10 protein-coding genes are annotated in these 12245 nt (G+C 60.3%); all 10 read left to right on the forward strand.

The features are described from left to right. The first annotated feature begins 83 nt into the window (after nucleotides 1–83). The 10 genes from BMX80_RS15470 (at nucleotide 84) to fis (ending at nucleotide 12171) form a co-directional block, all read left to right on the forward strand. Nucleotides 84–1733, forward strand: coding sequence for a GGDEF domain-containing response regulator (locus tag BMX80_RS15470; protein WP_328586315.1), 1650 nt, complete (start codon nucleotides 84–86; stop codon nucleotides 1731–1733). A 60-nt stretch (nucleotides 1734–1793) separates the two neighbouring features. Further along, complete coding sequence (locus BMX80_RS15475) at nucleotides 1794–3749, forward strand: methyl-accepting chemotaxis protein (protein WP_074870253.1); 1956 nt, start codon at nucleotides 1794–1796, stop codon at nucleotides 3747–3749. A gap of 72 nt (nucleotides 3750–3821) precedes the next feature. Next, complete coding sequence (locus BMX80_RS15480; protein WP_074870256.1) at nucleotides 3822–5597, forward strand: protein-disulfide reductase DsbD; 1776 nt, start codon at nucleotides 3822–3824, stop codon at nucleotides 5595–5597. 139 nt (nucleotides 5598–5736) lie between these two features. Next, complete coding sequence (gene aroQ, locus BMX80_RS15485; protein WP_071871901.1) at nucleotides 5737–6180, forward strand: type II 3-dehydroquinate dehydratase; 444 nt, start codon at nucleotides 5737–5739, stop codon at nucleotides 6178–6180. Between the two features lie 27 nt (nucleotides 6181–6207). Beyond that, nucleotides 6208–6678, forward strand: a complete 471-nt coding sequence (gene accB, locus BMX80_RS15490) for an acetyl-CoA carboxylase biotin carboxyl carrier protein (RefSeq protein WP_074870259.1) — start codon at nucleotides 6208–6210, stop codon at nucleotides 6676–6678. Nucleotides 6679–6697: 19 nt separating this feature from the next. Continuing rightward, nucleotides 6698–8047: an acetyl-CoA carboxylase biotin carboxylase subunit gene (accC, locus tag BMX80_RS15495; RefSeq protein WP_074870261.1), complete on the forward strand. Its 1350-nt coding sequence runs from the start codon at nucleotides 6698–6700 to the stop codon at nucleotides 8045–8047. A gap of 86 nt (nucleotides 8048–8133) precedes the next feature. Next, nucleotides 8134–9015 (forward strand): 50S ribosomal protein L11 methyltransferase, encoded by an 882-nt coding sequence (gene prmA / locus BMX80_RS15500; protein ID WP_074870263.1) that lies wholly within the window; start codon nucleotides 8134–8136, stop codon nucleotides 9013–9015. A gap of 107 nt (nucleotides 9016–9122) precedes the next feature. After that, entirely contained in the window at nucleotides 9123–10637 is a 1515-nt protein-coding gene (locus BMX80_RS15505) for a DUF3426 domain-containing protein (RefSeq protein WP_074870266.1), read from the forward strand. 218 nt (nucleotides 10638–10855) lie between these two features. Beyond that, a complete protein-coding gene (dusB, locus tag BMX80_RS15510) occupies nucleotides 10856–11860 on the forward strand; it encodes a tRNA dihydrouridine synthase DusB (RefSeq protein WP_074870268.1) in 1005 nt (334 codons plus the stop codon). After that, nucleotides 11857–12171 carry a DNA-binding transcriptional regulator Fis gene (gene fis / locus BMX80_RS15515; RefSeq protein ID WP_071871907.1) on the forward strand — a complete coding sequence of 105 codons (315 nt, stop codon included), beginning with the start codon at nucleotides 11857–11859 and terminating at the stop codon, nucleotides 12169–12171. Before dusB ends, fis begins: the two co-directional genes overlap by 4 nt. Nucleotides 12172–12245: the final 74 nt, after the last annotated feature.

The following is a 12245-nucleotide window of genomic DNA, read 5'->3' on the forward strand; positions in this document are numbered from 1 at the left end:
CTGTTGACGTCAAGTGACCGACAGCACACTCAGCCCTGCAAAAGCGTGATAGCATTCAGCCATTATTGCTACAGGTATTTCCCTTGTCCGAGCTGCCCAACACCGCAGAACTGGATGACAACCATCTAGATAAACTGCGCCAGCACTTTGCCCAACGCGTTTCGCATCAAGCGCAAATGCTGCTGGAGGCTTGGATTCGCCTGAATCGCAGCGAATGGAACAGCGAAGCACTAGCCGAGCTAGAACAAGGTTGCGAACGCTTGGCCAAATCGGCACAGCGTTTCGAGCAAGGCGAGCATGCCGAGCTGGCCGAGCAGCTGCACAACCTGTTCGCTCAAGTGCGCGATAACCGTAATCGCCCCAACAGCGGACAAATTCAGCAACTACACAGCCTGATGCAGCAGCTGTCGAAAATCGGCATGCGCCTACTCGACGATCAAGGCCCAGTGCTGCGACCCGGCGCCCGCAAGCCGGTGTACGTGTGCCTGCAAGACCAAGAACGCGCCGAACGCATCGTGCAGCAATTAAAGTTTTTCGGCATGCGCGCGCAAGCACTGGATAAGCCTAGCAGCTTCCAGCAGGCGATCACCGACCGCCACCCATCGCTATTAATGATGGACGTCGACTTCGGCGGCCCTAGCCTCGGCTTGTCGCTGGCGCAGCATATTCAGGACAGCCGCCCAGACCGCCTGCCCATCGTGTTTTATTCGCCCGAGGCGCCAGACACCCGCACTCAGCTAGCAGCCGTACGCGCCGGTGGCCAAGCACTGCTAAGCGGCAATATCGATCCCGCGCGCCTGCTCGAAAAGCTCGACGCACTGACCTGCCAAACACTGGAAGAGCCCTACCGCGTACTGATTGTCGACGACTCTCGCGCACAGGCGATGTTCACCGAGCAAGCACTCAACGGCGTCGGCATTCTCACCTACGCACTCACCGAGCCGCTAAAGGTCATGGATGCGCTGCGTAACTTCAGCCCCGACTTAATCATTCTCGACATGTACATGCCCGAGTGCATGGGCCCGGAACTGGCACGCATGATTCGTCAGCATGAGCGCTACGTCAGCACGCCGATCATCTTCTTGTCTGCCGAGGATGACCTCGACAAACAGCTGGTGGCCATGGGCGAAGGCGGTGACGACTTCCTCACCAAACCGATTCGCCCGCGCCACTTGGTGACTACCGTGCGGCACCGCGCCGATCGCGCACGCACGCTCAAACAGCGCATGGTCTGCGACAGCCTGACCGGTCTGTACAACCACACCCACACGCTACAACTGCTAGAAGACGCCCTGCACCGCGCCCAGCAGAACGGAGAGCCGGTCAGCTTTGCCATGCTGGACATCGACTTCTTCAAGAAGATCAACGACAGCCACGGCCACCCCGCCGGTGATCGGGTGATTAAAAGCCTCGCACTGTTCTTAAAACAGCGCCTGCGCCGCACCGACAGCATTGGCCGCTACGGTGGCGAAGAATTCGCGGTAATCATGCCCGACACCGACAGCACCGCTGCCCTGCATGTGCTGGACGAAATCCGCCGACGCTTTAGCGACATTCATCACCCTGTGCCCAGCGGCGAAATCATCAGCACCTTCAGTGCCGGTGTCGCCACCAGCTACGACGGCAACGACCTCAGCGCTCAGCAGCTGTGCAGCTTTGCCGACGAAGCGCTGTACCAAGCCAAACACGGCGGGCGCAACCAAGTGTGCTGTCATACACATCGCGGCGATTAGTCATTAGCCAGTCATAAAAGCATCACAACATGGCGTCATGTCCCCACAAGGGTCGCGATCATGCGCCTAATAATTCTGACCAATACGGCCACCACCCTGCTCACACTAGCCTGCCTCGGCCTAGGTGCCAGCCTATGGTGGAGCCAGCAAGCCCAGCAGAAACCACTGGCACTCACCCAGCAGTATCTGGAGCTCTCTCAGCAGATTGAGCAGCAGCTACTTAAGCCGCTGAACCATTACCTAAATAGCGGCAATGCGCTGGAACACGCCAATGCCCTGCAAGCCAGCGAGCAATTGCGCCAGCAAGCCCAGTTACTGCCTAGCAAACTGCACAGCCAGTTGCTGCCGAGCCTGAGCGAGCTGGAGCGTTTTAGCCGCGAAGAACTACTCGCCGCTGGCAAGTTAGCCGGCGACCCTCAAGCACTACTGCAACAAGCCGAGCGAGAGCTAGACCACGCCTTGATGGCGCTCAATGCATACGCTGAGGAAGGGCAAAGCCAGCGCTATCAACCACTCCTATTGCAGGCGCAACACCGTTTGCAGCAGCTGTCACTGGCTCGCCAACGCTATGTTCAGCAACCCTCCGCCGCGCTTGCGCAGAGCCTCAATCAGGCACTTCAACAACTGCAGCAACAAGCGCAGCGCATTGAGCAACTGCCCCTTCTACAGGTCAGCCAACGCAGCGCATCGGCGCAAGATGACTTTGCCAGTCTGATGGGCCTCAGCCGCGACACCTCCAGCACGCAACACAACCCCGGCGACGACCTAAAGCGCCAGCTGCTGTCGCTCACCGCACGCTACACCCGCGAGCTAACGCGCACCGAACAACTCATCCAGCAACGGCAATCGCTGGCCAACGCGCTAAATGAGCGCGTTGAACAACTGCAAGCCAGTGTGGCGGCGCTACGCCCACTCATCGACCAGAGCAATCAAGCCAGCCAGCAGCAAGTGCAAAGCTTGCAACTGGCCAGCCTGCTGTTGATTTTGCTCTCCGCCATCTTCGTCGACCGCCTGCTGCGCAAACTCACGCACCTGCTGCGCCGCTTAGCGCCGATGCTGAGCCAGTGGGCCGCTGGCGATATCAGTCAGCCGATTCTCACCGCCGCGAAAACCAGCGAGCTACAAAGCGTCGAGCGTTCGCTAAATCAGCTGCGCGATTACTTAAGTGGCCTAATTGGCACCTTGCATCAGCAATCGGTAGCCATCGCCGATAGCAGCGAAGCGCTGCGCCAACTCAACAGCGGCTTACAGCAAGGGGCACAACACCAAGCGGACGACACCCGCGACATTCGTGATGCCCTCACCCAAATGGAAAGCGCTCTGCAGCAAGTGGCCGACGACGCCAACACCGCCGCAGGTGCCAGCCAAACCGGGCAACAAGCTGCCAGCACCGGGCAAAATGTGGTCAGCCGCACCCTTAACGAACTGCGCCAACTGGCTCAAGGCGTGGAAGACAGCGCCAGCACGCTAAGCCATCTGATCGACGCCAGCCAGAATATCGGCCAAGTGCTCACGGTGATCCGCAGCGTGGCCGAACAGACCAACCTGCTGGCCTTAAATGCCGCCATCGAAGCCGCGCGCGCCGGTGAGTACGGACGCGGCTTCGCCGTGGTTGCCGAAGAGGTACGCAGCCTGTCGCAGCGCACCGCGCAGGCCACCGAAGAAATTCAAGCACTGATCGAACACCTACAAGCCAGCAGCCAAACCACCCAACAACAGATGAATGCACAAGCGCAGTTGGCCAGCCACATGCGCCAAAGCGCCGAGCAAGCCGAACATGCCCTCGTGACCATCGTCAGCGCCATGCACACCACGCACGAACGCATCAACCGCATCGCCGCGCAAACGCAGCAACAATCCGGCACTGTTAGCGGCATTCGCGCCAACGGCCAGCGGATCTACAGCCAAGGGCGTGACAATCTCGAGCTCATCAGCCAAGGCCAAGCGCAAGGCGAACGCTTGGCGCACTTAGGCAGCGAACTGCAATCACGAGTAACGGCGTTTAAAGTGGCGTAAACGGTCAGCAAAGGCCGTGACAGTGGGTTGATGCGGGGTATCATGACGCGATTGCTTTGTTGTGAGCCCGCCATGCCCCGTTTGTTTGCCCTGTTGTTGCTTTGCTTGTTGAGTTTCAGCGGCCACGCCAACCTGTTCGACAAAAGCCCGAACAGCCTGCTCGGCGCGCCGGCGAATAACCAAGCGGATTTTCTCCCGGTCGAACAAGCCTTCCAGCTGGAGCTACGCGAGGCCAGCAGCGAGGCCGTCACTCTGCGCTTCATCAATGCCGAAGGCTATTACCTCTACCAACACCGCTTTAACTTCAGCAGCGACAACCCTAAGGTCAGCCTAGGTCAAGCAGAGCTCCCCGCTGGCACGCCGAAAACTGACGAGTATTTTGGCGATGTCACTGTGTATTACGGCATCACCGACATCCGCATCCCCATCAATAACCCCGAACAACAAGGCTTTAATCTTGTCGTCGGCTATCAAGGCTGCGCTGATAAAGGCCTGTGCTATCCCCCCGAGATCAAGCGCCTACCGCTGGGCGCCGACAGCAGCCCCGCTCCGGCACCTGACACCGCTGACAACGCGCAGCGTTCACTGTGGCAAGGCGTGCTGTTGGCATTCCTTGCCGGCCTTGGCCTGACCTTCACCCCTTGCGTGCTGCCGATGCTGCCGATTCTGTCCGGCGTGGTATTGCGCGGTCAGCCCAGCCGCCTACGCGGCTTAGCGTTAAGCGGCGCCTACGTGCTACCGATGGCCGCCTGCTTTGCTGCCTTGGGCGCACTGATGGGCAGCTTTGGCGCCGAACTCAACTTACAGGCACGCCTGCAATCCCCCTGGGTGCTGATTCCCTTTGCGCTGTTTTTTGCCGTATTCGCGGTAGCCATGTTTGGCTTGTTTGAATTGCGCCTGCCGGCGTTTATCCGCGAGCCGCTAGACCGCCAAGCCAGCCATACCCGTGGCGGCTCGCTACTCGGCGCCGCCAGCCTGGGCGTGCTGTCGAGCCTGCTGGTCTCGCCCTGCGTGACCGCGCCGATGGCAGGGCTCTTGCTGTATATCTCGCTCAGCGGCGATGCCCTAGGCGGTGCGCTGCAACTGTTCGCCTTAGGCCTAGGCATGGGCGTGCCGCTGCTGATCATCGGCGCAGGCGGCCATGCCTTAGTACCGAAAAGCGGCCCATGGATGGTCGCCGTGCGCAATCTGTTCGGCGTTATGCTGCTGGCCGTAGCCATCTGGCTTCTCGAGCGCCTACTACCCGGCCCTGTGGCGCTGGCCTTATGGGGCTTGCTCGCCGGCGGCGTGGCGCTGTTTTTAGGCGCGCTGGAGTTTGGCGCGAAAACCGCCGCGCAAAAACTCGCGCAATTACTCGGTTTGGCCTTGCTGGTGTATGCCTTAGCCAGCTGGGTCGGCGCCCTACAAGGCGCCAGCGACCCGCTGCGCCCACTAGCACACGCCAGCAGCACCAACAATAGCGCTAGCACTGCGCAGCACGGCCAGTGGCAAACCATCACCACGCGCCAAGCACTTGAACAAGCACTGGCAAAGGCCAAAGCCAACAACCAAGTCGCTGTGCTCGACTGGTACGCCGATTGGTGTATCAGCTGCAAAATCATCGAACGCGAAGTGTTTGAGCACGCTGAGATCGCCCCACGCTTAAGCGCCTTTGTGCTGCTGCGCTTAGACATTACCGACAACAACGCCGAACAACGCCAATTGCTGGCCGAGCACAAACTTTTCGGCCCGCCAGCGATTCAATTCTTCGCCCCCAACGGTGACGAGCTGGCCGAGCTGCGCGTCATCGGAGAAATCGAGCGCAGCCAATTCGCCCGTCTGCTGGATCGCCTGAACGCCAACCTGTAACACATCGTGGCAAATAATCGCCTGCTACTCTGTAGCCATTAGCGGCAATCTTCCGGCATCTTGAGCACAACTGGACGGAATCAGTGCGCTTAGGCATAGTCCACTGCTTGCTCGGCTAACCCACTGAAAGGCGACTGTTATGGCAACCCTGCTGGTTCTGCACGGCCCCAACCTTAATCTGCTAGGCACCCGCGAGCCCGACAAATACGGCGCCACCACCTTGGCCGAGATCAACCAAGACCTCGAGCAGCGCGCCCGTGACGCGGGGCATCACCTGCTGCACCTGCAAAGTAATGCCGAGTACGAGCTGATCGAGCGTATTCACGCCGCCCGCCACGAAGGCGTCGACTTCATCATCATCAATCCGGCGGCTTTTACCCACACCAGCGTCGCATTACGTGACGCGTTGCTGGCAGTGAGCATCCCATTCATCGAAGTGCACCTTTCCAACGTGCACCAACGTGAAGCTTTCCGACATCACTCCTATTTCTCTGATGTAGCCGTAGGGGTGATTTGCGGTCTAGGTGCCATAGGCTACCGCCTGGCCTTAGACGCAGCACTGAATCAACTGCAACGCACTTAAACAAGAACCTTTAGGAGTGCAACGTTTATGGATATCCGCAAAGTTAAAAAACTGATCGAACTGCTCGAAGAGTCAGGCATCGACGAACTGGAAATTCGCGAAGGCGAAGAGTCTGTGCGCATTAGCCGCCACAGCAAACAAGCGGCGATGGCAGCACCTATGTATGCCGCCGCGCCCGCACCTGTTGCAGCCCCTGCGGCTGCGCCCGCCCCGGTTACCGCTGCCGCCCCGACCGCCAACGAAGCACCGAAAGCGGCTTACAGCGGCCAGCCCGTACGTTCGCCGATGGTCGGCACCTTCTACGCCGCCGCCTCGCCTGATTCGCCGAACTTTGTGCAGATCGGCCAGACCGTGAACAAAGGCGACGTGCTGTGCATCGTCGAAGCGATGAAGATGATGAACCACATCGAAGCCGACAAGAGCGGCGTGGTGGAAGCCATGCTGGTAGAAAACGGCCAGCCGGTGGAATTCGACCAGCCGCTGTTCAGCATCGTCTGATCGCCTAAGGAGGCCTGCGATGCTGCAGAAAGTTCTGATCGCCAACCGCGGCGAAATCGCCCTGCGAATCCTGCGCGCCTGCCGTGAGCTGGGCATCAAGACCGTCGCCGTGCACTCCACGGCCGACCGCGACCTGATGCACCTGCACTTGGCCGATGAATCGGTGTGTATTGGCCCGGCCTCGGCGGCCGAGTCGTATTTGAGCATTCCCTCGATCATTGCCGCGGCAGAAGTCACCGGCGCTGACGCCATCCACCCCGGCTACGGCTTTTTGGCCGAGAACGCCGATTTTGCCGAGCAAGTTGAGCGCTCCGGGTTTGCCTTTATCGGCCCCACCGCCGACGTGATTCGCCTGATGGGCGATAAAGTCTCGGCCAAGGACGCGATGAAAAAGGCCGGCGTACCGACCGTGCCGGGCTCCGACGGCCCACTGCCGGAAAACGAGCAGGAAGCCCTGCGCATCGCCCGCGAAGTGGGCTATCCGGTGATCATCAAAGCCGCTGGCGGCGGCGGTGGTCGCGGCATGCGCGTGGTGCATAAAGAAGAAGACCTGATCAAGTCGGCCAAACTGACCCGCACCGAAGCCGGCGCGGCGTTTGGCAACCCGATGGTTTACTTGGAGAAGTTCCTCGGCAACCCACGCCACGTAGAAATCCAGGTATTGGCCGACGGCCAAGGCCACGCGATTCACTTAGGCGACCGCGACTGCTCGCTGCAGCGCCGCCACCAGAAGGTGATCGAAGAAGCCCCAGCCCCACACATCGACGAACAAGCCCGCAAAGAAGTCGCCGACAGCTGCGTACGTGCGTGCATCGAAATCGGCTATCGCGGTGCTGGCACCTTCGAGTTCCTCTATGAAGACGGCAACTTCTACTTCATCGAGATGAACACCCGCGTGCAGGTTGAACACCCGGTTACCGAGATGGTTACTGGCATCGACATCGTCAAAGAGCAGCTACACATTGCTGCTGGCCTGCCCTTGGCGATCCGCCAGCAAGATGTAGTGATTCGTGGCCATGCCATGGAATGCCGCATCAACGCCGAAGACCCCGAGCGCTTCATTCCCTCCCCCGGCAAGATCAATTACTTCCATGCCCCGGGCGGCAACGGCGTGCGCGTCGATTCGCACATGTACAGCGGCTACAGCGTACCGCCGTACTACGACTCGCTGATCGGCAAGCTGATCACCTACGGAGCCACTCGCGACGAAGCCATGGCACGCATGCGCAACGCGCTGGACGAAATCGTCGTCGACGGCATCAAAACCAACATCCCACTGCACCGCGACTTAGTGCGCGATACGGGCTTCTGCAAAGGTGGGGTGAATATCCACTACCTAGAGAAGAAGCTGGGGATGGATAAGCACTAAGACCTGCCGAGCAGGTATCATGCACCACCCGAAGGAGCGCCCTGCGCTCCTTCGGTATTTCTGACTGGCAATAAAGGAACACCACCATGGCTTGGCTACAGCTGCGCTTAGCAATCACCCCCGATCAGGCGGAAACCTGCGAAGACATGCTGCTCGAGCTTGGCGCTGTATCGGTGACCTTTATGGATGCGCAAGATCAGCCCATTTACGAGCCGGACTTAGGCACCACCCCGCTGTGGAGCCAAACCCACCTGCTCGCCCTGTTTGAAGCCGATACCGACGCAGCCGCCCTGCAAGCGCAACTGACCCTGCGCCTGGCGCCGCTGCCAGACCTGCACATAGAAGTGCTGGAAGACCAAGACTGGGAGCGCAGCTGGATGGATAACTTCCACCCCATGCGCTTTGGTCAGCGCCTGTGGATTGTGCCCAGCTGGCACGAAGCGCCTGAGCCCGAGGCGGTAAACCTACTGCTCGACCCGGGCCTCGCCTTTGGCACCGGCACCCACCCCACCACCGCGCTGTGCTTAGAGTGGCTGGACGGCCAAGACCTCGCCGGCAAGCAACTGATCGACTTCGGCTGCGGCTCCGGCATTCTCGCCATTGCCGGCTTATTGCTCGGCGCCAGCGATGCCATCGGCACCGACATCGATATTCAAGCGCTGGAAGCCTCGCGCGACAACGCGCAGCGTAACGGCATTGCCGACGAACGGTTTGCCTTGTATCTGCCCGAAGCCATGCCGCAAGGCCAAGCACCGGTGGTGGTCGCCAATATTCTCGCCGGGCCGCTGGTGCAGCTGGCCGACACCATCAGCGCATTAGTAGCGCCCGGTGGCCGCTTGGCACTATCGGGCATTCTCGCCGAGCAAGCCGAGGAAGTGCGCGCCGCCTATCAAGAACGCTTTGTGCTCGACCCCACCGCGGAAAAAGACGGCTGGGTTCGCATCAGCGGTGTGCGCCGCCCCCTGTAATGGCGGGCGGGTTTAGGTAGACTAGCCAGCCATTAACCCCAGCGGCTTTTTGCCATGACAGGCCTGCGCACTACGCGCCGGCACGAGGTACGGCTACGGATCGCCCCATGAACGACACGTTTATCACTCAATGCCCGCACTGCCAGACCAGCTTTCGCGTTAAACCCGCACAGCTAGAAGTCGCCCGTGGTGCGGTGCGCTGCGGCGCCTGCTTAAAGGTATTTAAGGCCGCCCAGCATAAAGTGGGTGATAGCGGGGCCAGTCCGAGCACGCCGGCCAGCACAGCACCTGCCGCTGCCAAACCTGTCACAGCAGCGACACCGTCTGTCGCCGCCCCCGCCGCACCCCGCCCAACGGTGCCCGCGCCGAGCGCCAGCACAGTGCCCGCTCAACCTGCAGCGCAGCCTGCCGCCGCACCGAGTGTGCCGCCAGCCCGCCCAAGCACCGCAGCAGCGCAGTCGACCCCGGCTCCAACTCCGACAGCCGCGCCCGCCCGTGCACTCAGCACGCCAACGGCAACGCCGCTGCAAGCGCCGGTCAAGCCCAGCAAGCCCGAGCCTGACCTCGATGACTCGCTGCTGATCCACGACGATCTCGACTTAAGCGACTTAGATCTCGACGAAGAAATCGCCAAGCTGGAAGCGCAAGAGCTGTCGATTTCGCAGGAGTTCTTAAACCTCTCCAGCGCTCCAACGCCGGCCAAACAACTGCTTGGCGATGAAGTTAACGACAGTGGCGACGATGAACGCTGGGCTGAAGCCCTGCTGAAAGCCGAAGAAGATCGCCAAGAGCCGACCTTTGGCAGCACGCCCAGCGGCATCCGTCAGGTTAAAGCGCCCAGCACGCCGTCGAAACTGGCCACCAAAGAGGCCGTCGAGCGTCTACAGGCCGACCAAGTGGACCAGCTGTTCGCCAGCAAAGCGCCCACCGGTGTGCGCAAGCCGAAAAGCGAAGCCCTGCGTGCCGACCGCGATGACGGCAGCGAACACGATGACGTGGAAGAAATCACTCTGACCACGCCCGGCGCCCCTGCCAGCAAAACCGCCAGCACCCGTCACGAGCCATCGCTGCAGAGCAAAAGCCTCTACGAAGAGCTCGACGACGAACCGCTACAACTGGACTGGCGCAAACCCAAACGCCGCTGGGGCCGCGCCGTGTTCTGGGGCCTATTAAACCTAGCCGCAGCTGCCGCATTACTCGGCCAGTACACCTGGTACAACTTCGAAGCCCTGTCGCGCCAAGATGTGTGGCGCCCGTGGCTGGAACAAGCCTGCCCGCATGTGGGCTGCGAGTTACCGGCGCGCATCGACCCCAGCCTGATCAAAAGCAGCAACTTAGTGGTGCGCAGCCACCCCGAGTTCTCCGGCGCGTTAGTGGTCGATGCCATCTTGTATAACCGCGCCGACTACGCGCAGCCCTTCCCGATGCTGGAGCTGCGCTTTGCTGACATCAACAACCAACTGCTCGCCAACCGCCGCTTTAAGCCTAACGAATACCTAGGTGGCGAGCTGGCCGGCGCGCAAAGCATGCCGCCGCAGACGCCCATCCACATTTCGCTGGATATTCTCGACCCCGGCAGCAAAGCGGTGAATTACAGCCTGAGCTTCTCCGCGCCGGAATAGCCCGGCGCACGCCGCTGTAGCAACAAAGCCGGTGTCTAGCCCGCGGCACTCACGCATCTGCACACCCAAATGCACGGCACGTTAGCCACACACCTGTCCGGCCAAGGCCTTCGACATTGGTCAGAAAATATCCAAATCGCGCTTTAATCGGTCACACCACGGCGCTATCATAGCGACCCTTTTTTGCTGTGCTCGACCTCAACAGGCGCGCAAACCCTATGTCGACCGTCAAGCTTGGTCCGTACACACTGGCTAACCCTGTGATTCTGGCCCCGATGGCCGGCGTGACGGATCAGCCTTTTCGCCGCCTGTGCTGGCAACTGGGGGCGGGACTGGTGGTATCAGAGATGGTCACCAGCGATGTGCGCTTGTGGAATAGCCGTAAGTCGCAGCTGCGTTTACGCCATGATCAGGAGATCGCCCCACGTTCGGTACAAATCGCCGGCGGTGATGCACAAATGCTCGCCGAAGCGGCTCAAGCCAACGTGGCGCTCGGCGCGCAGATCATCGACATCAACATGGGCTGCCCAGCCAAAAAGGTGTGTAACAAGGCCGCAGGCTCCGCGCTAATGCGTGATGAAGCCTTAGTGGGCGAGATTTTGCACAGTGTGGTCAGCGCCGTAGACGTGCCGGTCACCCTGAAAATGCGTACCGGCTGGGATGCCGAGAATAAAAACGCCGTGCGCATTGCGCGCATGGCCGAAGACGCTGGGATAACCGCGCTGGCCGTACATGGCCGCACACGTAACCAGCTGTACACCGGCTTTGCCGAGTACGACACCATCGCCGCCGTTAAACAGGCCGTGAGTATTCCGGTGTTCGCCAATGGCGACATCGACAGCCCGCAAAAGGCCCGCGCCGTGCTTCAGCACACCGGCGCCGATGCGGTGATGATTGGCCGGGCAGCACAAGGCCGGCCGTGGATTTTCCGCGAAATCGCCCATTACCTCGCCACTGGCGAGTTGCTGGCACCGCCCAGCTTGGACGAAATTCGCACCCTGCTGCTGCAACACTTAGCAGCACTGCACACCTTTTACGGGGAAACCATGGGTGTGCGCATTGCCCGCAAGCATGTGGGCTGGTACTTGGCCACTTTACCGGGGGCCGACGCGTTCCGTCGCCAGTTCAACCAGCTGGAAGACGACAACGCACAAAGGGACAGCATCGAGCAGTTTTTTGCTGCCTGCGAAGAACAACAGAAAAAGCCAGGGGTGGCCGCATGAACATGATCGAACCATTAACTGGAGCTGCCGCAGTGAGCGACAACCCCGACCTGCCACAAACGCTACTGACGCCCGTCACCTCTGCCGTGACCCTGCGCGACAGCGTTGAACAGGCCTTGCATAACTATTTCGCCCACCTTGACGGGCAAAGCGTCTGCGACATGTACAACATGGTGCTGTCAGAAGTCGAAGCACCGCTGCTGGAAGCCGTGATGCGCCATGTGCGCGGCAATCAGACCAAAGCCTCGGAGATGCTCGGCTTAAATCGCGGCACCTTGCGCAAAAAGCTCAAGCAGTACGACTTGCTGTAAGCAACAACCTATTTCACAGAGGGCGGGCGACCGCCCTTTGCCGTTTTCATTAAAACCAATGAGTAGTGAGTAGC

The organism is Atopomonas hussainii (genome assembly GCF_900109735.1).
In the GTDB taxonomy this organism is placed as follows: Bacteria; Pseudomonadota; Gammaproteobacteria; order Pseudomonadales; family Pseudomonadaceae; genus Atopomonas; species Atopomonas hussainii.

Coding starts and splice junctions, on each gene's coding strand:
- BMX80_RS15475 (WP_074870253.1), top strand. CDS start 1,794: ATGCGCCTAATAATTCTGACCAATACGGCCACCACCCTGCTCACACTA.
- BMX80_RS15480 (WP_074870256.1), top strand. CDS start 3,822: ATGCCCCGTTTGTTTGCCCTGTTGTTGCTTTGCTTGTTGAGTTTCAGC.
- aroQ (WP_071871901.1), top strand. CDS start 5,737: ATGGCAACCCTGCTGGTTCTGCACGGCCCCAACCTTAATCTGCTAGGC.
- accB (WP_074870259.1), top strand. CDS start 6,208: ATGGATATCCGCAAAGTTAAAAAACTGATCGAACTGCTCGAAGAGTCA.
- accC (WP_074870261.1), top strand. CDS start 6,698: ATGCTGCAGAAAGTTCTGATCGCCAACCGCGGCGAAATCGCCCTGCGA.
- prmA (WP_074870263.1), top strand. CDS start 8,134: ATGGCTTGGCTACAGCTGCGCTTAGCAATCACCCCCGATCAGGCGGAA.
- BMX80_RS15505 (WP_074870266.1), top strand. CDS start 9,123: ATGAACGACACGTTTATCACTCAATGCCCGCACTGCCAGACCAGCTTT.
- dusB (WP_074870268.1), top strand. CDS start 10,856: ATGTCGACCGTCAAGCTTGGTCCGTACACACTGGCTAACCCTGTGATT.
- fis (WP_071871907.1), top strand. CDS start 11,857: ATGAACATGATCGAACCATTAACTGGAGCTGCCGCAGTGAGCGACAAC.